The following is a 20275-nucleotide window of genomic DNA, read 5'->3' as shown; positions in this document are numbered from 1 at the left end:
TAGTGTACATCTGTATTGTATAAAACAGTAACAGAATAAAACATGAATTCTAGCGGTTTGATCGAAAAAAATGAATGGTTAAAACGTCGTATTTAAATGTCAAAATAGTGTAAGAATTTTTCTGCCTTATCCAATTTGATTTTTAGGGGGTTAGACAATTGATTCTCAAGTTAAATTTTAATTTTGGGACTCTCTAAAGTTCAAAATAAAATTCTACTTTATTGTGTTATTAAGGGCGTTTGAGTTATTGAATTTGTGCTAAGGCAAGCTGCATCATTTTGGGGAAATCAGTAATTAATCCATTGATCCCCAAATCTCTTAAATGCTTAGCGCGCTCAATATCATTGACAGTCCAAACACTGATGTCCAAATCTGCACGCTGAGTTGCTTGAATGAGCTCATCTGTTGCCAATTGATTCATCCATCCAATCTGGCAGCATCCCAGTTGTAATGCCTGTTCGATCGCACGTTGTTGGATGTCATCTTCAATCAGTAGACCACGTTTAAAACTTGAGTTTTGCTGTTGTAAGGCTTGATGTATTTTTAAATCAAAACTGGTAATCACTGCAATATTTTCAAAACCTTGCAGTTGTTTTTGTAATTCGATGATGAGTTTTTCAGCGTGTTGCAATGTTTCTACAGCTTTCACTTCAACTTCAATATGCTCAAAGTCCTGCATAATCTTTAGGCTTTGGCTTAAGGTTGGGGTAATTTGTTTTTCCCAATCCATCCAGATATTGGCTTGGTTATAGGCCGCTAATTCAGCGCTGTTTAAATCATACAGTGCTTGATCTATTCCAGTTGTTCTTAAAAAATTATCATCATGCATGATAATGAGTTCATCATCTTTTAATTGTCGAACATCGAATTCAACTGCACGGATACCTAAATCGTGAATATATTGAAATCCAGCTAGGGTATTTTCAGGTGCTTCACCACGCGCGCCACGATGTCCGATAATTCTCATAATGAACTCACATACTCATTTTCATCTGTTTAGTAATCGTTTAAGTCTTACTTTTAGCAATAACTTGACTTTATCATACTGTTAAAAATTTACTTTTAGACAGTGATTTATCGTTAAATCGTATCATTGATGTTCTTTTGCCAAAGCACCTCACTGCCACCTTCTGCACGTTGTAAGCTACGTGAAGCAACAAAAAACCAGTCGGATAATCTGTTAATTAATTGTAGAGCAGTTGCTTGAATATTTTGATCACGACTGTGTACAGTCATTAAGCTACGTTCTGCTCGACGACATACAGCACGTGCTTGATGTGCATAACTACATGCTAATGTTCCTGAAGGTAGAATAAAGTCCTTAAGCATTGGTAAGTCTTCATTCATTTTGTCGATTTCCTTTTCAAGAAATTCAACACAAACAGGTTGGAGCAAGTTGTAGTTGGGAATACAAACTTCACCACCCAAATCAAATAACCAGTGTTGAATTAAGCTCAGTGATTTATCCCAATGAGCTTTATCGACGATGTTACTCATTGAAATTTGTGAACGTAATACACCAACAATAGAATTTAGTTCGTCTACATCACCGAGAGCGGTAATACGTAAGTCATCTTTCGCTACGCGAGAACCGTCTCCTAATCCAGTGGTACCTGAATCACCTGTACGGGTATAAATTTTACTTAAACGATGTCCCATAATTTTGTCCTAGATAAAAATGAAAAGATAAAGAATAAAAAAGGATAATGTCGGTCAAAACATTATCCATAAACTGCGCTGTTTTAGATATTTTTTTTGGGTGTCGCTTTTAGTAGCGGAAAGTTACCCCAGCAGATGCAAGACGACCACCGTTGATGTAGTAAACACCATTACCGTTGTATGCTGTCTTATAATTAACATCACCAATGTTTTCAATATTGGTAAAGAGTTTAATCATTGGAGTTGCTTGCCAGTAAGCATTGACATTAGTACTAACATAACCCGGCGTTGTGGTTGGTGTAGTCGATGGGTAATCTGCAAAATCTTTTGAATTAGATTTTGCGACGACAGATGCAGAAATACCATATACGCCATCATCCCAACCTGTAGTTAGAGTTAAACTTTGGCGTGGTCGGCGAGTTAAATCTTTTTTAGTTTCATCATCTTTTGCTTGAACATAAGCATAAGTTGTAGTTAAAAAGAGTTCATCTTGTTGCCATTTAAATGAAGCTTCACCGCCAGTAAAGGTTGCTTTATTTACGTTAACTAATTTACCCGCCTGATAATTAATCAGGTTGTCTACTTTATTGCGATATACAGATAAGCCTAAATCAATATTATGATTAAGTTTTTGATCAACACCGATTTCATAAGAAAAGCTTTCTTCTGGTTTTAAATCAGGATTTGCTCCCCAAGAAATTGCATATAAATCGTTGGTTGTTGGTGCGCGGAAAGCTGATCCGACATTTGCATAAATGCTCGTAAGTGGTAAAACTTGATAACGGACAGCACCTTGACCAACTGTGTGTGTACCAAACTTATCGTTGTCTTCCACACGAATACCAACTTGAGTTTCTAGACCATTGTGTTGATATTGATGCTGTGCAAAATAGCCAATAGTATCTACAGATTCTTTGTATTTAACATCTTGTCCGCCAAACAAATTTTTCGAATAAACATCACCTTTAATATCTTTAAAGGTTGAACCGAATAAAATGTTTTGAGCAGGTGTCATTTGCCATTTTGTATAGAGCTCAGCTTCTTTGGTTGTACTATGTACATAATCTGAAGAACTATTTTGCTCAATATTGTCTTTAAATTGCGAAAGTCGTGCATGAAGTGCGACATTATCTAAAATATCGACTCGACCTTTTACATTAATGATTTCATTTTTAAAATCTTGAGAAACGAGATTACCGTAATTGTCATAATCACTATAACCTTGATTTTCACTGTAATCGACTGAGGCTGCATAGCGCTCTTTCTCAACACCAACTTTTGCACTATAGCCTTTTTGATCAAAACTTGCTTTCTTGTTGTTTTTTGCATCTGTTACAGGCGTACCATCAGTTTCTAGGCGTTGTCCACGAACTTGAGCATAAAAACCATCTTGAGCAAGATCAGCACCAATTACTGCTTTATAGGTGTTATTTTCACCCATTTCACCAGTAACAAAAGCACCCGTTTTTTCAGGTGTTTTGGAAATCAATTGTATTACACCACCAATCGCATCATCACCATATAAAACTGATGCAGGTCCTTTTAATACTTCAATTTGTTTAATATCTGTTGTATCAATAAAAGGTAAAGATGCAGAGCCAGCAGTATTTGAGTTTAAGCGAACACCATCTCTTAGAAGTAAAGTATGGTCAGAATCTGTACCACGTAAGAAAATTGATGCAGCTTGTCCATAACCACCAGTTTGTACCATATTGATTGATGCATCTGTTTGTAACAGTTGTGGTAAAGATGCAATTGGTGATTGTTCAAGAGTCTTCGGCTCAATAATATTGATTCGAGCAGGAACTTCACTGATTTTTTGCTCAGTACGAGATGCTGTGACAACGATTGTATCGAGTTTCGAATTTGCTTCTGAATTTGAAGAAGTATCTGCAAAAGCAGTAGAAGATAACCCCATCGCAATAGCGACAGCACCTACAAGTGCAGTAGGTTTAAAAATAACAGACATGATATGCTCCATACATTCACTCCCCGTGAATGATTGAGTTTAAGGGCACAACAAGCTGGTATCCGGACTTAAATATAGAACCTAAAGCGATTCAGATTATTCCACCTTCCCACAAAACATTGCAGTGGTGTAAGTCTTTTGACTTATTAAAGAATAATATTTTCATTTTACCGTTGCGGGGGCAGTGTTGGATTTCCACCAACTTCCCAAAGCCTTAAGCTAGACTTGTTGCATTTGTGTGCAGTATAAAGTTTGTTTAGTGTATAAACAATGTAAAACAGATAATCCTATAGAACTTTAACGCAAGTGAATAAATTTGCTTTACAATGATTTGCTTAAAATACTGAAAAAATCAGTTTGATCTGAACAAATTCGAGTTCAAAGCTATGCGTACCCGTGCCAAAATTTGTGGGATTACACGACCACAGGATATTCAAGCTGCTGTACAAGCAGGTGTGGATGCGATTGGTTTTGTGTTTTATGAACCTAGTCCACGTTATGTCACGATTGAATTGGCTCAGCAATTGGCACAACTTATTCCACCGTATATCAACATTGTTGGATTATTTGTCAATGCCAGCGCACAAGACATTGCACAAGTATTAGAACAAGTGCCTTTGGATATCATTCAGTTTCATGGTGATGAAACTGCACAACAATGTCAGCAGATCGCACAGTATAATAAGCGCCGTTGGTACAAAGCGATTCAGATTAAACCTGATGCAAAAAATTCAGATATTATTACGACAATTCAGCAATACCAACAGGCTGGCGCGAGTGCTATGCTTTTAGATGCATGGCATCCTGAACTAAAAGGAGGGACTGGACACAGTTTTGACTGGTCTCAATTCCCTAAACTCGATATTGCTTTAATTTTGGCAGGTGGTTTAAAACCTGAAAATATTGAAGACGCTATACAAACGACTCAAGCGTATGCAGTCGATGTCAGCGGAGGCGTAGAATCCGCAAAAGGTATCAAAGACCAACAACTCGTAGAACGATTTATGCAAGGAGTCCAACGTGGATCAGCAAAGTAATCAACAAAATAGTGTGATTGACTATACCCAATTCCCAGATCAAAACGGGCATTTCGGTATCCATGGCGGACGTTTTGTGTCAGAAACTTTAATGGCAGCTTTAGAAGATTTAGAGAAACTCTATTTCCGTATGAAAGATGATGCGCAGTTTCTGGCAGAATTCGACCGTGATCTCGCTTATTATGTCGGACGTCCTAGTCCGCTTTACTATGCTGAGCGATGGTCGAAAGAGTTGGGTGGTGCGCAAATTTATCTTAAACGTGAAGACTTAAATCATACAGGCTCACATAAGGTCAATAACACCATTGGTCAGGCGCTACTTGCGAAGCTTTCTGGCAAAAAACGTATTATTGCGGAAACGGGTGCAGGTCAACATGGTGTGGCGACTGCAACAATTGCCGCGCGTTTAGGTCTTGAGTGTGTGGTATTCATGGGGGCTGAAGACGTAAAACGTCAGGCCATGAATGTCTACCGTATGCGTTTACTTGGTGCAACAGTTGTGCCTGTAGAAAGTGGTTCTAAAACATTAAAAGATGCCATGAACGAAGCGATGCGAGATTGGGTAACCAATGTAGATTCGACTTACTACGTGATTGGTACGGTTGCAGGTCCACATCCATATCCTCAATTGGTACGTGATTTCCAGTCGATTATTGGTCGTGAAGCACGTAAACAAATTCAAGAGCAAGCAGGTCGTTTACCAGATGCTTTGGTTGCATGTGTCGGTGGTGGTTCAAATGCAATGGGCTTGTTCTATCCATTCTTAAATGATCAAGATGTCAAAATGTACGGTGTTGAAGCCGCAGGTTTAGGCATTGAAACAGGTAAACATTCAGCACCATTAAATGCAGGTCATGTTGGTGTTTTACATGGCAACCGTACTTATTTAATGTCAGATGAGCAAGGTCAGATTATTGAAACACATTCAATCTCAGCAGGCTTGGATTATCCTGGTGTAGGTCCTGAACATAGTTTCTTAAAAGACATGCATCGTGTGAATTATGTGCCAATTAATGATACAGAAGCACTTCAAGGCTTCCGTGATTTGACTCATATTGAAGGGATTATTCCTGCATTGGAAAGTTCACATGCAATGGCCTATGTGACTAAACTTGCGCCAACAATGTCGAAGGATCAAATTATTATTGCAACGGTATCGGGTCGTGGTGATAAAGATTTAATGACTGTTGCACGTATTGATGGTGTTGAAATGGTTGAGATGTAATTCATCTCACTCGATTAATTTAAAAGCCTCTTTTATAGAGGCTTTTTTATTCCTGGATTAGACAGGATCATGGGGAAACTCTACAAAAAGCACATGGAAATCATGAGCTAAATTACCCAAAATTTAATGAAAATAATCGGTTAATTTTTTATATGCATTTTTTACAACGGGTTCGAGCTGAACCTTTTCCTGGAAAAATTGTCTGGGGATTGAAAGACACATTTGCGATTTGTATCATCCCTTTAATTATTTTAAATGGCTTTATTTTAGAAAAAATATTTGGAATCTCGATAGCTGTTAGTCTGGGCGATACCATTTTAAGAGGCGTGCTGTTTATTTTAGTGTGCTACTTATATAAGGATATGTTGCTTACGCATTGGCAAAAGTATAAACAGGCCTTTTGGCGCTCAAGTGTCTTGGTGGTGGTTGGTGCAATCGTGTTACAAGTGGTGATCTCACTGACACGTCAGCTTTTACCTCTAGAGCCGAGTACACAAGAAAAAGACCTGATTGACCCTGAACATATTCCTTTTCTCAGTCTGTTGATCATTAGCTTGGGTCCGCTATTTACTGCGCTTTTAGAAGATATTGTGTTTCGCTATACTTTATTGCAAAAGTTATTTATCCAACCGTGGCTATGGCGCATTGTACTGATTATATTGAACTCTATATTATTTGGTTTGATCCATTATCATAATTTTGATGGAAATTTAATCGCAACAATCAGCTTTATGAGTGCAGGTTTATTTTTAAATCTGATCTATTTGTGGACACGCAATATTTGGCATGTATTACTCATTCATTTTTTGAACAATGCCGTATTATCTGTGGGTGGGATTTTATTATTAAAACTTGTTCAAACATTAACTTAGTGACTGAATATGTCTAGTTTATTTATCGTTATGTTGGGTGGCCGTCATGCACGTGCCAATGTTGAAGTTCATGATGTGGTTCTTGCCGTAGGCGATTCGCTTGAAGAGGTTTATCCTCAATTAAAAAATGCATGGTTTGGTGAGCAACAGGGTTTACACATCGACGCATGGCAAAAATTAAATACTTTAGTGTTTGAAAATAAGAAATATCAAATACATTTTACTGATGCGCAACCGAATGCATCAGATCAGAAGCTTTGGCTGATTAATTTAGGCGGCTATGATGCAAATGAGTTTGGTGAGTTACACCGCTATATCCTGATTGTTGCTCAAGATGCGATTGAAGCGAAAGCCAAGGGTAAACAGTATTTTGCAGGGCATTGGCAAAAACCACATACCGATCGAGTTTTAGAGGTCGATGATTGTCTGGCGATAGATCAGGTATATGGCCGTTATGTGCAATTGGTTGAAGTAGATTTGAATGCTGATTTTCATGCAGAGCTTGACCAAAGTGTTTGGGAGAATACCTATTTGTCCATCTGAGTTGTCATCGCTTGATCTGCTTAAAAAGGGCGCTGTATTGCAGCCTTAAAAGATTAAGCGGATCTTAATTTTAAAAAATTGAGATCAATCATTGCATTGCTCTCTCATAACCTAGTCATTGAAACAACAGAATCTTCGCAATGTTTTCAACAAGTTTGCATAGACTAAAAACTCAAACAAAACACTGCGGAGTGTGATCAATGAGCGGTTTATTAGACGAGTTAGGTAAAATTGCAGGTGCAGTGATTGCTGAGCAAAGTGTCGATAAGTTAGACCCTGATGCTGGCTTTCTAGAAAAAGCAGCTGGCGCATTTGCAGGTTATGAAGCCGCAAAAATTGCCGAAGATAAATTAGAAAATAGTGATGAGCAGCAGAAACCAGAGGATTAATTCAAAATCGGTAAACTCAGCTTTGGGCATTGATCTTAATCAATCCTGTATAAGCTAAATAAGCTACAGGGTTGAATAAGTTTAGTATTGGGATGACAGCTGTGATCAAAGAGAGGGCATATTCGATATGCTCTTTTTTATTATCTAAAATAAAGATAAGCAATGAAGAAAAACATCCATAACGTAATAAAAGCATGCTTTGCCCGTAAAGCATTGCCAATTCGATCTTTGCACAATGCTTATCAATAAAACCGCTATAAAATATGGAAAAAAAGCATTTCTTTGATAGATCAATACTCGTTATATTGTGCATCGTTATAATGAAACTACTAGCTGTACGCCATGTATTTATATACTGATTTCGATCAGCAACTGATCAATGAACGTGTTGCACAATTCCGTGATCAAACGGAACGTTATTTAGCTGGAAAACTCACTGAAGATGAGTATCGTCCATTACGATTACAAAATGGTTTATACGTACAGCGTTATGCGCCAATGCTACGTATTGCTGTACCTTACGGTTTAATGAACTCTAAACAATTACGTAAAGTTTCAGAGTTGGCCAAAGAATATGACCGTGGTTATGCACACGTTTCGACACGTCAGAACATTCAGTTTAACTGGCCTGCGCTAGAAAATGTGCCTGATATGCTAGAAGGTTTAGCTTCTGTTCAGATGCATGCGATTCAAACTTCAGGAAACTGTATCCGTAATACCACAACTGACCAATATGCTGGTGTTGTTGCTGGGGAAATTGCAGATCCACGCCCAACGTGTGAATTGATTCGTCAGTGGTCTACATTCCATCCTGAGTTTGCATTTTTACCACGTAAGTTCAAAATTGCAGTTTCCGCACTTGAAGAAATTGATCGTGCAGCAACTTCATTCCATGACATTGGGGTGTATTTAACTCGTAATGAAGCGGGTGAGTTGGGTTATAAAATCAAAGTGGGTGGTGGTCTAGGCCGTACACCTATCATCGGTTCTATGATTCGTGAGTGGTTGCCACGTGAAGATTTAATTGCTTATTTAGAAGCGGTTCTGCGTGTTTATAACTTGCATGGTCGCCGTGACAATAAATATAAAGCTCGTATTAAAATTTTGGTTAAAGCATTAACACCACAAGTTTTTGCTGAAAAAGTTGAAGCTGAATTTGCTGAAACAATTAAAACTTTGAAAGTTCAACCTGAAATTTTGCAAAAATTAGACGAAGAGTTTATGCCGTTTGATTATCAAAATTATGTAGATGAAGATTTCAGTGGCCTATTTGCTGAGTATCCAAAGTTTAAACAGTGGTTCAATATCAATACCAATGCACATAAAGTTGCAGGCTATCGTATTGTTACTATTTCACTAAAACGTGCGGGTATTGCACCAGGTGATATGACTGTTGAAGAAATGAATTTGATTGCAGATCTTGCAGACAAATATACATTTGGTGAATTACGGACCACACACGAACAAAATATTTCATTGGTTGATGTACCACAGAAAGATTTATTTGAATTGTGGCAAACCCTTGAAAAGAATAATCTTGCTCGTGCACATATTGGTTTTATTACCGATATCATTTGCTGCCCAGGTGGTGACTTCTGTTCATTGGCAAATGCGAAATCTATTCCAATTTCTGAAGCCATTACACGCCGTTTTGATGATTTAGATACAGTCTATAATTTGGGTCATATCGACTTAAACATTTCAGGTTGTATGAATGCTTGTGGTCATCACCATGTCGGCAACATCGGTATTTTGGGTGTGGACAAAAAAGGTGCTGAATTCTATCAAATTACCTTAGGTGGAAATGCAGACCATGACGCTTCAATTGGTGATATTTTAGGACCATCATTTGCAGCAGAATCTGTACCTGACATTATTGATGAAATTTTAAATACTTATCTTGATCTTCGTAACGAGGGTGAAGAATTTATTGAAACTTATCGTCGAGTGGGTATTCAACCTTTTAAGGAGCGCGCATATGCTTAATACCGCACTTCAAGTCCTCTCTAAAGATGGCACTGTTGCAGACAATACCTATCAAATCATTGCTGAAGATGGTGTATTGCCACAAGGTGATGTGTTGTTGACTGTTGAGCAGTTGGACCAGCTTGCGAATGTGACGGGGAAAAAAGCACTATTTCTTACCGTAGATGCTTCACCTGAAACCAATGCGTTTCCATTAGATCAGTTAGATGCGATCTTTATTGATTTTGCTGGTTTTAATGATGGTCGTGGTTATTCATTTGCTGCGTTGTTACGTCGCCAAGGCTATACAGGCGATCTTCGTGCAACAGGCGATGTATTTAAAGATGTCTTGAACTATATGAAGCGTTCTGGTTTCGATACTTTTGTTGTAAAAGAAGGTAAAGATATCCATGAGGCAGCAGCAGGTTTAGGTGATTTTACTCACCCTTACCAAGCATCTACAGCTGTACCAAAAGCGCATTATCAAACAGGTGCTTGATTGTTTTAAGTACTGATTTTGAAATGAAAGCCGAACGAAAGTTCGGCTTTTTATTGTTCTCAAGTTAAAGCTGGTGTAGCCATTGCTTATTGTGAATATGATTTCAACGATATAAATTGGTATTCGGCTTTATTTGTATCGTGCCCAAATCAACATTAATTCAACATAACATCATTAGGTAGTAAAACTTTCTCTACTTAAAAGCATCTACAAAATTTCATCGTTGCATTTTTGCAATGTTGTAGGCTGGAAAAGTCTATATATCTACAGCATTAAACACCACATAATCAAATAAAGATGATTCATGGTGGATGAAATGTTAAATCAAACAATGGGTGACTTATCTCTACTCAAAGGCTGGAACGCAACTTTACCCAATACTGAAGTCATGCCTGTACTATTTTTGGGTCATGGCTCACCCATGAATGCAATTCAAACCAATGATTTTACTCGTTCATGGAATCGTATTGGCGCTGAAATGAGCACACAACCGACAGCAATTTTATGTATTTCTGCACATTGGCTTACCCAAGGTGGTACAGCCGTCACTGCAATGCAACAACCGAAAACTATTCATGATTTTGGTCGTTTCCCTCAAGCATTGTTTGATGTGCAATATCCTGCTACTGGAAATAAAGCTTTGGTTGAGGCAACAACTGAAGCAATTCACAGTATAGAAGTTCATCATGATCATAGTTGGGGATTAGATCACGGAACATGGGGGGTGTTATGTCATGTATTTCCACAAGCCAATATTCCTGTTGTTCAACTGAGTGTCGACTATAGTCAAGGTGCACAATATCATTATGACTTGGCTAAACAATTGGCGCAGTTACGTCGTAAAGGGGTATTGATTGTTGCTAGTGGTAATCTCGTACATAACCTAAGCAAAATTGCCTTTGATAAATTTGATGACCATTATGGTTATGATTGGGCTTTAGAGGCTGATGCAAAGATGAAAAATTTCTTAGCGACACATAACCATCAAGCTTTAATTGATTGGCAAAAACAAGGTGCTGAGTTTTTATTGTCGATTCCCACACCTGATCATTATTACCCGATGTTATATGCCTTAGGTTTGCAGGAAGAGAAAGATGAGTTACATATTTTTAATGATCAAGCCGTCGCTGGTTCATTAACCATGACCTCATTTCGACTTGATCAACATTAATGTCAAATGTTAAGAATATAAAAGTTGGGGCTAAGGATTCAGCTTTTATAGTATTGGTGAAATTGAGTTAGTCATATTTATTCTCTCAAGATAGAATTCTTGCAAGATCATTACGCAATTTTCAAATATTGATGTCTTACTTTCTTACAGAGCAGTTTAGACATCAATGAATCCATATGAAATTTAGAATAACGGTGAATTAATAAATTTATAGAAGAATGCTGTAGCTAATGATGGTTCTAATAGTAAAGGAAATAAGAAACCATAGATTGCACCAGTAATATGCGCGCGGTGATCGATTAATGGCGAATGTCCTGAACGGATTGCATACAGGCTATAGCATAAATAAATTGTCCCAAAAATAATTGCGGGTACAGGTAAAATATAGATATAAATCATGCTCCAAGGGTTAAACAGAATCGCACTAAATAATACTGCATTGACTGCACCCGAAGCCCCTAAACTTCGATAGGAATTTAGGGTTCGATTATGCAAATAGCTGGGAATCGCAGCAATGATGATGGCGCTACAATAAAATAAGACAAAGCCCATACCGCTTAAGTAACCACGGAAAAACCATTCAACATTTCGCCCAAAGAAATACAAGGTAAACATATTGAAAAATAAATGCATACCATCTTTATGGATAAAACCATGGGTTAAAAAGCGATCATATTGACCATGCTTAATCGCTGAAACATTGAAAATTAAACGATTCATTACATTGCGTTGTTGCCAAGCAATAAAAGAAATCGCAAGTGTGATTAAAATAATCAGAAGGGTATGGGTAAGACCAGTGATCATATTGTTATAAATGACGTTGTTATCGTAATAGCAATATAACCTATATCATTGTCAATCAATAGGCTATCGCAATATTCTATTCATTATCCTTCATTCAGTTGGCAGTTCACCATCCAGCGAATACCAAACTGATCGGTGAAAGCACCATATAAAGCACCCCAAAATGTAGGTTCTAGTGCCATTTCAATATGACCATTGGCAGAGAGTGCTGTAAATAATCGCTGAGCTTCATTCGCTTCGTGAGCTTCTAAGTTGATCGAAATATAATGGTTGGTGCCTTTGCTAAATGGCGCACTATTAGGTGCACAGAACTGCTCGCTGGTGTCTGAACCCATCAATACAGTAAATTCATTAATCGGCAGAGAAACATGTAAAATATAGTTTTTCTCTTGATCTGGCACTTGGACATCGGGCAGTTCGGAATAGCGTTTTAAAAATGAAAATTCACCGCCAAAAACAGATTTATAAAAATTAAAAGCAGCTTCGGTCTGGCCTTCAAAGTTTAAATAGTGATTGAGTTGCATTGTGATTGTCCATTTTGTTGTTTTGAAGTGATTAATTTATCAGCTCACGGTTTAAAACTTGATGAATATTTTGTAATTGAAAATAAAAATCCCTCAATCATAAATGAGGGACGCTTGTTTTCTAGATTATCGCTTTGATCTGCTTAAAGCTGTTTATCTTGTTGTTGCTCTAATTTTAAATCCTGTTTATTGGCGTAACCGTCAATATCTTCATTTTGAAGAACTTCATTTGGATTTGGACGATCTACAAAGCCAATTTTTGGTACAGGGATTTCAATCTGATTTTCCACAAAACGATTGCGGATTAACTCATGAATTTCATCTTTAACTTGTAAGTAGTTTGCTTGCATGCACCACAGCGCAAATAAAATTTCAATGGAGGATTCTCCAAAGGCTGAAACAGTCACACGCGGTTTAGGATCTGCTAAAACCAACGGGTAGTCGTTGGCAACATCAATTAAAACTTCACGCACTTTATTGATATTTTCATTGAAGTTAATTGCAACTGTGATCGACAATCGCCGTATCGGGAATTTTGATAGGTTATGTACAGGAGCGCGAATCAATTGCTCATTGGGGAGGCGCACATAGACATTGTCCATGGTCAAAAGTTTCACTGAAAGTAAGTCAATCGAAATCACTTCACCTTCAATGGTATGTCCACGAATCAGGGTGATTTGAATTGTATCGCCAACTTCGAATGAACCTTCGCCAATTAAAAATAAACCACTGATTAAATTTGATGCAGAAGTTTGTGAGGCAAAACCCAATGCAACAGTTAAAATCCCTGCTGCGCCTAAAAATACGCTGAGTTTAAAGCCCGCTTCTTTTAAGCTGGCAATCACAAACAGTAAGAAAATAAAATAAAAAATACCTCTACGCCAAACCAATCGTTGATGCGCATTAAAGCGCGCACCGATGGTACGGATAAAAGTATTGGAAATAACACGTGCCAGTACAAAACCCACAAAGCAGAGGATCAGAGCAACAGCAATTTCACTTAAGCGGTCGACATTTACATTGGTAAAGATGCCTTTTAGGCTATTGGCAATGTCTTTGGGAATATTGGATTCAGCCATTTTTACCTCATCCCTTAGAAAAATGAATCAAACATATTGAACAAAGCGCCGCCTGGTGAGCGTGGCGGATGTACATAAATTACTTCGCCGGCCAAAGGTGGTGTACGATTTTCAATTCTTACACGGGCAGGGCGGTCATTGCCTTCATAAACAACCTTGATTTGTGATGTCCATAAACGACCTGTACTTTCACTATAAAATAAAGGCAGTGCAGGAACAGGTACATTCATACGGTCAAATCGAAGCTGATGGCTACTGACATTGTGGAAATCAATCGGTGTTACTGCACGAAAGGCACGTGGACGTAATAAATTTAATTCGGTACGACCGTCGACTGAGGTGGCATAACACATTTCACCTGTGCGGTGATCAGGGCCAAACCATGTATCCTTAGGTAAAATTACAGGAATATCAAATAAGGGTTCTTTTTGGGCTTGCACAAAACCTGAAATCCACAGTGGTGTACTGATATAGAGTGTGCCGCGTTGGCCTGCTGGGATATAAATTGGATCGACAGGACGAATCACCACAGAGCGATCGGCTAAACGGGGCATAAGTTGAAATGCTTTATGGGTCTCGCGAAACATATAGCGTTCAACATGTACAGGTTCAGGAAAACCAAAGTTTACATCATGGATTTTATGCCATTGCTGTTCATAGTCATATTGGAATTTTGGACGATAATATTCCAAGCGCCATTCTTGTAAACCACGAGTAATGCGCATCATCATAGAACCAAATTGCCATGCTTTGGATTGGTTCAATTCAAACAGTTGTTCTCCCCACCACTTTAAATCAGGGAGTTCTGGTTCCAGATGTTCTTTCTTCTTAGACAAAAGTGTTTATCCCATTCATAAAATCATCATCAAATCTTTAACAAACAGACTTCACGCTGTCATGAGCATAGAGTACACTCAAAGCAATTTAAATCATTAATATAAGTTGTAATGCAAGTTCTCAAACAATTACAAATACCATATAGTTTTGCAAAACGGCATGGAGTGCTGTTGCGTTATGAAGGTGATCAAGTTTTTATTGTTCGCCGTCAGGATACCGCACAAATTGCGATTCAGGAAGCCCGCCGCTATCTCGGTCGTACAGCACAACATCAATTATGTAATGAAACTGAGTTTAATCACATGCTCAGTTCAAGCTATGCTGGTGAAACGGGCGAATCGCAACAGGTTGCCGCTGGTCTTGAAGATCACCCTGATCTATTGAGTCTGGCCGATCAGATTCCTGAAACTGAAGATCTAATGGATCAGGAAGATGATGCTCCAATCGTGCGACTCATCAATGCTTTATTGTCTGAAGCGATTCGAGTCGGGGCTTCTGATATTCATATTGAAGCTTTTGAAAAGAAATTATCTGTTCGCTTACGGGTAGATGGGCAATTGCGTGAAATCGTACAGCCTCGCCGTGAACTTGCGCCATTGTTGGTATCGCGTATTAAGGTTATGGCAAAACTCGATATTGCTGAAAAACGTATTCCACAAGATGGTCGTATTTCTTTACGTCTTGCAGGACGTGAAGTCGATGTCCGTGTTTCAACCTTGCCATCATCGCATGGTGAACGTGTTGTTATGCGTTTGTTGGATAAACAAGCGGGTCGACTCAACATGACTCATTTGGGTTTAATGAAGCCTGACTATGAGCGTTTAACCCAATTGGTTCATCGTCCACATGGCATTATTCTAGTCACTGGCCCTACAGGTTCCGGTAAAACCACGACTTTGTATGCCGCGCTTTCTGATTTGAATGATGGTTCTAAAAATATCCTCACTGCTGAAGATCCAATTGAGTATCAACTTGAAGGGATTGGGCAGACTCAAGTGAATACCAAAGTGGATATGACCTTTGCCCGTGCGTTAAAAGCCATGCTTCGTCAAGATCCAGATGTGGTGATGGTGGGTGAGATTCGTGATTTGGAAACGGCTGAAATCGCAGTTCAAGCGTCTTTAACAGGTCACTTGGTTTTGTCTACACTACATACCAATACGGCAATTGGTGCTGTGACCCGTTTAAAAGATATGGGGATTGAACCCTTCTTATTATCCAGTTCATTGATTGGGGTGATTGCCCAGCGTTTAGTTCGGACATTGTGTTCTCATTGTCATACGTGGCGTGAAGCAGATGATTTCGAAAAAGATGTGTTTAAACCTGTGAGTTTAGAATCGAATTTAAAACTGCCTGTGCCGAATGGTTGTGATTTTTGTTCCCATACCGGCTTTACAGGACGTACTGCGATTTATGAAATTGTACCGATTGATGAGCAGATGCGCCGTTTGATTCATGGTAATGCAGCAGAATATGAGCTTGAAGAATATGCACGTAAAGATGCAGGTTCAATTCGAGATGATGGTTTACGTAAAGTATTGGCGGGTAAAACCACAATGGAAGAAGTTTTACGTGTTACCAATGAAGCGGCTGAGTAACTGAAAACTATTTGTCTATCTTTTTAAATTTTTCTCAGAGTATGCTTTAGGCTTTATAATTTAAGCTATAAATTCTATAGAGCCTTTAGTTACTTTTATAAGTATGATTTCTGGTTGATTCTCAGGTGTTAAAATAATCTGCTTATTTATTAAATTCGAAATATTAATCATGTAGTTAATGGTTTTTTAATGATCTTGTAGCGAATTAATTTCTTCTGGATTAATATCATTTTCAATTTTGTCTACTAAGAACAAATAATTATTGATTTGAATGTTATCTAAATAGAGATTTACATGTGAACATAGATTGTGGGTGTCATTCAAGCACTCTTGAAGGACTTCAAAATTAATTTGATTCTCATTCTTTTGTGTCTGCTGGTTAAACCATTTGATTTTATAATTTTTATTTACAAAGACAGTCCATTTTTTTAGGTCGTCAATATTAGTATCGAATATATAAAGGTTTCTCAGAGTACCATCGCAATAATATATTTTATTTTTTAGTTCTGCCCAGTACATAAAAAGTCAACCAGAAAAATAAAAGTAAGCATTAACCCTACCTAAAAATAACTTATTTTTAGGTAGGGTTAATCATAACATTAAACAATCACATTTAATGTCACATCAATATTGCCACGAGTCGCATTTGAATATGGGCAAACAATATGTGCAGCATCTACTAACTTCTGTGCTTCTTCTTGCTCTAAACCTTCTAAATGAATATTTAAAGTCACTTGAATACCAAAACCAGTAGCGATTGGACCAATACCAACATCACCTTCGATAAAAACATCAGGGGTAATTTTTAAATGATCACGATTCGCAACAAACTTCATCGCACCAAGGAAGCAAGCAGAATAACCTGCTGCAAAAAGTTGTTCAGGATTGGTACCACCACCAGCACCACCCATTTCTTTAGGCACTGCTAATTTAACATCTAAAATTCCGTCTGATGATGTTGCACGACCATCACGACCGCCAGTTGCTTTTGCATGTGCTGTATAAACCACTTTTTCTAAAGACATCGGAAACCATCCATTTTTGATTGCGTTCAATTATATCGTATACGATATAAATATTTAAACAAGTAGCGTTTGTGTAAAATTTGATAACTTTATTTTGAAATGTTTTCGCGTAAATTTGAAAGAAGATCTTTCAATTGAGTAATGCTGTCTAAATCACAGGCACTGGCTTGAGCAACTTGTAATGGAATATCCACGGCTTTTAATTTTAGCGCATGGCCCTGAGCAGTGAGGCTAATAATCACTTGACGTTCATCTTTCGTAGAACGTTCGCGGTTAACAATACCATTACTTTGTAATTTTTTGAGTAAGGGGGTCAGGGTAGATGATTCTAAAAAGAGTTTTTCACCAATTTCAGACACAGTTAGACCATCTTTTTCCCAAAGCACTAACATAACTAAATACTGTGGATAGGTCAGTCCGAGTGGTGTGAGTAATTTACGATAAAGTTGATTTAATGCTAAGTTTGTAGAGTAAACAAGAAAGCAGAGTTGATGATCAAGATTTAAGTTTGAATAGTCTTGTTGCATGCTTGTCTCGTGAAGATATTACGCCTCACAAGTATAACGTTGTTTTGTCTCGTTCAGGAAATAAAAGTCATTAATGGCAATACAGGCTTAGAATGACATCAATTTGCGATGTTGCATTAAAGGCATTGATTCACGGATTGAGCGCTGCTCATTCAAATCAAAAGGAACCGTCATCAATTGCGCGCCTTCTGCATCTGTAATCGCTAAAATCTGCCCACGACTATTGGTTGCGCCAGCATGTCCCCAAGTTTGACGTTTTTCACCATGCCAACCTTGTTGTGCTGCACCTAAAACATGGCATTGGCTGTCCATCGCACGTGCTTGAAGTAATAACTGCCAATGCATTTGACCTGTGGTATAGGTAAATGCAGCTGGTGCAGTCAAAATATTTGCACCTTGCGCTCTCAACGTGAGTGCAAATTCTGGAAAGCGTAAGTCGTAGCAAACCATCAAACCAATTTGTCCAAAAGGTGTTTTCGCGACAACAACATCACTGCCTGGTTCAAAAAACTGAGATTCTTGATACCCACCAACAGCATCACCCACTTGTACATCAAACAAGTGAATTTTGTCATAACGTGCTTCAGTGCCTTCTGGACTGATACATAGGCTGACAGTACGAACTCGACCGTCTGCAATAATTGAACCATCTGGACGGAAAGGGCAAGGTAATGTCCCTGCAACAATCCATATTTGATAATGATGTGCTAAGTTTTCTAGACGTTTTTGAATTTCTTCAAAACGTGCAGCAGTTTCCCGTTGTTTACCTGCGGCAAAGCAGACAAAGTTTTCAGGAAACACAATCAAAGACGCACCATCAGCTTTACTTTGTTGTATCAACGACTCAATCACACTGAAGTTTGCTTCAATGTCATTTTGAGAGTTCATTTGAACAACGGAAAGTAAAGTCATGGGCTATCCTTGATAAAGCAATTTTGAAATTATTAAGCGTTTTGCTGGTTTGAAGACACACATTCCATTGTATCTTGCTGCTTTTCAAGTTGTTTAACTAATGGCTCGAACATATTTTGGTTGTTTTCATTGAGCTTCATTAATGTTTTGTGTGCATCGAGAACGGTACACAGCATTGTGCTGTGATTAACATTATCGTCAATCAAAGCATTGGTGCACACTTGAGGGTCACCACAGTAATTTAAAATGACAAAAACCTGCCCTAAGCCCATGCTATTGGCTAGAGTGGTAATATCTGGATTTGTGGACAGCATCACCGCTTGGATGTGGTGTACTTGTTTCAACTTTAAGCCAAGCTTGGCAAGTATTCCAAGAACTGTACTATCAATAAATGTGGTTTGGGTTAAATCAACAATTGCGCCAATGACGTTTTTCTGTTGTTCAATCCTTGCCAAAAGTTTGTCTAAACTAATACAAGATTGGGCTCGCACTTCACCAATAAGTTTGAAAATATGCGTTCCATTCAAGCTTGCATATTCAACATGACCTGTTGACATATAAATGCCATTTGCAGAGAAGGATAGGAAAATTATCACATAGCGCAAGTCTATACTCAAGCGTTTGCGTATAGGTTATTAGTCTAATTTATTATATGTATTTGATTATATTGTTAATTCATTCTGCGGAGACTGAGGATTGCAATGTCATCTGCTACATGTTCTGGTGCGAGGAATGATTGATTTTGCAAATGATAGACCAATTGTGAGAACTGTTCATTCAAACCACCTGAGAATGGTTCAAGGGCACCATCAGAACAAATAATGAACCGCGCATGCTTGGTTAAGGTACATTGGAATTCTTCAACCTCTAAATCTTCTGTGAGTCCTAAAGGAAAACTGCTGGTATTTAAGACACGAGGGGCTTGGTTGGGCTCAAAAATGATGGGGGGAGGGTAATGCCCCGCACTTGACCATTTTAAAGCATGTGTTTCTAGATTTAGAATTCCAGCTAACATCGTGATATGTTTTTCAATATTTTCTTGAACCAGCATACCATTGAGTTTTTTAATCAACTCCCTTGGTGTTTTCGAGCGACCATGAAAGGCAGCCATCCAAGATGTCAGTAAGGAGCTGGTTACCCCATGACCCGATACATCAGCCAAATAGAACATGATCTCTTTATCACTGATTTTCCAGTAGTCATACCAGTCACCAGACAAATACGCAGAAGGCTGGAAAAGCGTCTCAACTTTATAGTTTTGTAGTTCAATTGGATTTGGAAGAAGTTTCTTTTGTAGTTCTGCGGCAGATGGTAAATCACGGCTATCTTGATTACGTTTATATTGCGCATCAATTTTTAATAAAGAATCTTCAAGATTGGCTGGAAGCTTGGTCCAGATCCAACCAGCAAGAGCGCCAAGTTCCCATGCTTGAGAAAGTTCGCTTCCTTCATTTTCTTGTGCAATGACAATGGTAGGCAAAGCCCATTGGTATTGTAAAAAATCGTGGACGTCTGCAATTGCAATAATTGTTGGATCATAACGATGAATGTCTTCAATGGTAATCATCTGCAAGCTAGGAAGCGTATCTAATACTTGTTCTAAGCTTGAAATTTGGCGACTGGGTTGAATGAAATACATA

21 protein-coding genes and 1 riboswitch are annotated in these 20275 nt (G+C 38.2%); of the genes, 9 read left to right on the top strand and 12 right to left on the bottom strand.

The genetic code is table 11. The features are described 5' to 3' along the window. Positions 1-244: 244 nt before the first annotated feature. From MTO68_RS20020 to MTO68_RS20010, 3 genes are all read right to left on the bottom strand, one after another. Complete coding sequence (locus MTO68_RS20020; protein ID WP_004817034.1) at positions 245-967, bottom strand: glycerophosphodiester phosphodiesterase; 723 nt, start codon at positions 965-967, stop codon at positions 245-247. 113 nt (positions 968-1080) lie between these two features. Next, complete coding sequence (locus MTO68_RS20015) at positions 1081-1659, bottom strand: cob(I)yrinic acid a,c-diamide adenosyltransferase (protein WP_096735154.1); 579 nt, start codon at positions 1657-1659, stop codon at positions 1081-1083. A 109-nt stretch (positions 1660-1768) separates the two neighbouring features. Then, positions 1769-3628 (bottom strand): TonB-dependent receptor, encoded by a 1860-nt coding sequence (locus MTO68_RS20010; RefSeq protein ID WP_244014093.1) that lies wholly within the window; start codon positions 3626-3628, stop codon positions 1769-1771. 35 nt (positions 3629-3663) lie between these two features. After that, positions 3664-3872, bottom strand: a riboswitch (cobalamin riboswitch). Between the two features lie 142 nt (positions 3873-4014). Here MTO68_RS20010 and MTO68_RS20005 point away from each other — a divergent pair. The 8 genes from MTO68_RS20005 to ygiD all read left to right on the top strand — a co-directional run bounded on the left by MTO68_RS20005 (position 4015) and on the right by ygiD (position 11329). Then, positions 4015-4665 (top strand): phosphoribosylanthranilate isomerase, encoded by a 651-nt coding sequence (locus tag MTO68_RS20005; protein ID WP_004725962.1) that lies wholly within the window; start codon positions 4015-4017, stop codon positions 4663-4665. Further along, a complete protein-coding gene (gene trpB / locus MTO68_RS20000; RefSeq protein ID WP_004725964.1) occupies positions 4649-5890 on the top strand; it encodes a tryptophan synthase subunit beta in 1242 nt (413 codons plus the stop codon). The genes MTO68_RS20005 and trpB overlap by 17 nt, the downstream gene beginning before the upstream one ends. Positions 5891-6042: 152 nt before the next feature. Further along, positions 6043-6762: a type II CAAX endopeptidase family protein gene (locus MTO68_RS19995; RefSeq protein WP_004817041.1), complete on the top strand. Its 720-nt coding sequence runs from the start codon at positions 6043-6045 to the stop codon at positions 6760-6762. Between the two features lie 9 nt (positions 6763-6771). Further along, positions 6772-7305: a DUF1543 domain-containing protein gene (locus MTO68_RS19990; RefSeq protein WP_244014091.1), complete on the top strand. Its 534-nt coding sequence runs from the start codon at positions 6772-6774 to the stop codon at positions 7303-7305. A gap of 200 nt (positions 7306-7505) precedes the next feature. After that, positions 7506-7694, top strand: a complete 189-nt coding sequence (locus MTO68_RS19985; protein ID WP_004817043.1) for a hypothetical protein — start codon at positions 7506-7508, stop codon at positions 7692-7694. Between the two features lie 342 nt (positions 7695-8036). Beyond that, on the top strand, positions 8037-9680 hold the full coding sequence (locus MTO68_RS19980; protein ID WP_034612410.1) for a nitrite/sulfite reductase: 1644 nt from the start codon (positions 8037-8039) through the stop codon (positions 9678-9680). Beyond that, positions 9673-10158, top strand: coding sequence for a DUF934 domain-containing protein (locus MTO68_RS19975; protein WP_056512359.1), 486 nt, complete (start codon positions 9673-9675; stop codon positions 10156-10158). Before MTO68_RS19980 ends, MTO68_RS19975 begins: the two co-directional genes overlap by 8 nt. A gap of 316 nt (positions 10159-10474) precedes the next feature. After that, on the top strand, positions 10475-11329 hold the full coding sequence (gene ygiD / locus MTO68_RS19970; RefSeq protein ID WP_227504218.1) for a 4,5-DOPA dioxygenase extradiol: 855 nt from the start codon (positions 10475-10477) through the stop codon (positions 11327-11329). Positions 11330-11512: 183 nt separating this feature from the next. Here the strand turns inward: ygiD and MTO68_RS19965 are convergent, their stop codons facing one another. The 4 genes from MTO68_RS19965 to MTO68_RS19950 all read right to left on the bottom strand — a co-directional run bounded on the left by MTO68_RS19965 (position 11513) and on the right by MTO68_RS19950 (position 14572). Continuing rightward, positions 11513-12133 carry a rhomboid family intramembrane serine protease gene (locus MTO68_RS19965; RefSeq protein ID WP_209828045.1) on the bottom strand — a complete coding sequence of 207 codons (621 nt, stop codon included), beginning with the start codon at positions 12131-12133 and terminating at the stop codon, positions 11513-11515. A gap of 83 nt (positions 12134-12216) precedes the next feature. Beyond that, positions 12217-12657, bottom strand: coding sequence for a VOC family protein (locus MTO68_RS19960; RefSeq protein WP_034612428.1), 441 nt, complete (start codon positions 12655-12657; stop codon positions 12217-12219). 143 nt (positions 12658-12800) lie between these two features. Continuing rightward, on the bottom strand, positions 12801-13736 hold the full coding sequence (locus MTO68_RS19955; RefSeq protein ID WP_004725982.1) for a mechanosensitive ion channel family protein: 936 nt from the start codon (positions 13734-13736) through the stop codon (positions 12801-12803). Between the two features lie 14 nt (positions 13737-13750). After that, positions 13751-14572, bottom strand: a complete 822-nt coding sequence (locus tag MTO68_RS19950) for a hypothetical protein (protein WP_004725984.1) — start codon at positions 14570-14572, stop codon at positions 13751-13753. Between the two features lie 111 nt (positions 14573-14683). On the opposite strand from MTO68_RS19950, the gene gspE reads away from it, so the two are divergent. Further along, positions 14684-16171 carry a type II secretion system ATPase GspE gene (gene gspE / locus MTO68_RS19945; RefSeq protein WP_004725986.1) on the top strand — a complete coding sequence of 496 codons (1488 nt, stop codon included), beginning with the start codon at positions 14684-14686 and terminating at the stop codon, positions 16169-16171. 599 nt (positions 16172-16770) lie between these two features. Here the strand turns inward: gspE and MTO68_RS19940 are convergent. The 5 genes from MTO68_RS19940 to gigA all read right to left on the bottom strand — a co-directional run bounded on the left by MTO68_RS19940 (position 16771) and on the right by gigA (position 20274). Next, positions 16771-17196 carry an organic hydroperoxide resistance protein gene (locus MTO68_RS19940; protein WP_004725989.1) on the bottom strand — a complete coding sequence of 142 codons (426 nt, stop codon included), beginning with the start codon at positions 17194-17196 and terminating at the stop codon, positions 16771-16773. Between the two features lie 89 nt (positions 17197-17285). Beyond that, positions 17286-17723 (bottom strand): MarR family transcriptional regulator, encoded by a 438-nt coding sequence (locus MTO68_RS19935; RefSeq protein ID WP_105714376.1) that lies wholly within the window; start codon positions 17721-17723, stop codon positions 17286-17288. Between the two features lie 87 nt (positions 17724-17810). Further along, positions 17811-18635, bottom strand: a complete 825-nt coding sequence (locus tag MTO68_RS19930; protein ID WP_244014090.1) for a carbon-nitrogen hydrolase family protein — start codon at positions 18633-18635, stop codon at positions 17811-17813. A 32-nt stretch (positions 18636-18667) separates the two neighbouring features. After that, on the bottom strand, positions 18668-19192 hold the full coding sequence (gene gigB, locus MTO68_RS19925; RefSeq protein ID WP_016539397.1) for an anti-anti-sigma factor GigB: 525 nt from the start codon (positions 19190-19192) through the stop codon (positions 18668-18670). Between the two features lie 113 nt (positions 19193-19305). Next, the gene (gene gigA / locus MTO68_RS19920) at positions 19306-20274 is read right to left on the bottom strand and encodes an RsbU family protein phosphatase GigA (protein WP_244014088.1); all 969 of its coding nucleotides are present in this window, start codon (positions 20272-20274) and stop codon (positions 19306-19308) included. Position 20275 lies beyond the last annotated feature (1 nt).

It is taken from the genome of Acinetobacter sp. NyZ410, assembly GCF_022828975.1.
In the GTDB taxonomy this organism is placed as follows: domain Bacteria; phylum Pseudomonadota; class Gammaproteobacteria; order Pseudomonadales; family Moraxellaceae; genus Acinetobacter; species Acinetobacter guillouiae.
Note: the sequence above shows the minus strand (reverse complement) of the source record. Positions and strands in the feature narration are given on the sequence as shown.

Bases quoted from the DNA above. Each gene is read 5' to 3' on its own strand.
- MTO68_RS20020 (WP_004817034.1), bottom strand. From the start codon at position 967: ATGAGAATTATCGGACATCGTGGCGCGCGTGGTGAAGCACCTGAAAAT.
- MTO68_RS20015 (WP_096735154.1), bottom strand. From the start codon at position 1,659: ATGGGACATCGTTTAAGTAAAATTTATACCCGTACAGGTGATTCAGGT.
- MTO68_RS20010 (WP_244014093.1), bottom strand. From the start codon at position 3,628: ATGTCTGTTATTTTTAAACCTACTGCACTTGTAGGTGCTGTCGCTATT.
- MTO68_RS20005 (WP_004725962.1), top strand. From the start codon at position 4,015: ATGCGTACCCGTGCCAAAATTTGTGGGATTACACGACCACAGGATATT.
- MTO68_RS19995 (WP_004817041.1), top strand. From the start codon at position 6,043: ATGCATTTTTTACAACGGGTTCGAGCTGAACCTTTTCCTGGAAAAATT.
- MTO68_RS19990 (WP_244014091.1), top strand. From the start codon at position 6,772: ATGTCTAGTTTATTTATCGTTATGTTGGGTGGCCGTCATGCACGTGCC.
- MTO68_RS19985 (WP_004817043.1), top strand. From the start codon at position 7,506: ATGAGCGGTTTATTAGACGAGTTAGGTAAAATTGCAGGTGCAGTGATT.
- MTO68_RS19980 (WP_034612410.1), top strand. From the start codon at position 8,037: ATGTATTTATATACTGATTTCGATCAGCAACTGATCAATGAACGTGTT.
- MTO68_RS19975 (WP_056512359.1), top strand. From the start codon at position 9,673: ATGCTTAATACCGCACTTCAAGTCCTCTCTAAAGATGGCACTGTTGCA.
- ygiD (WP_227504218.1), top strand. From the start codon at position 10,475: ATGTTAAATCAAACAATGGGTGACTTATCTCTACTCAAAGGCTGGAAC.
- MTO68_RS19965 (WP_209828045.1), bottom strand. From the start codon at position 12,133: ATGATCACTGGTCTTACCCATACCCTTCTGATTATTTTAATCACACTT.
- MTO68_RS19960 (WP_034612428.1), bottom strand. From the start codon at position 12,657: ATGCAACTCAATCACTATTTAAACTTTGAAGGCCAGACCGAAGCTGCT.
- MTO68_RS19955 (WP_004725982.1), bottom strand. From the start codon at position 13,736: ATGGCTGAATCCAATATTCCCAAAGACATTGCCAATAGCCTAAAAGGC.
- gspE (WP_004725986.1), top strand. From the start codon at position 14,684: ATGCAAGTTCTCAAACAATTACAAATACCATATAGTTTTGCAAAACGG.
- MTO68_RS19940 (WP_004725989.1), bottom strand. From the start codon at position 17,196: ATGTCTTTAGAAAAAGTGGTTTATACAGCACATGCAAAAGCAACTGGC.
- MTO68_RS19935 (WP_105714376.1), bottom strand. From the start codon at position 17,723: ATGCAACAAGACTATTCAAACTTAAATCTTGATCATCAACTCTGCTTT.
- MTO68_RS19930 (WP_244014090.1), bottom strand. From the start codon at position 18,635: ATGACTTTACTTTCCGTTGTTCAAATGAACTCTCAAAATGACATTGAA.
- gigB (WP_016539397.1), bottom strand. From the start codon at position 19,192: ATGTCAACAGGTCATGTTGAATATGCAAGCTTGAATGGAACGCATATT.
- gigA (WP_244014088.1), bottom strand. From the start codon at position 20,274: ATGTATTTCATTCAACCCAGTCGCCAAATTTCAAGCTTAGAACAAGTA.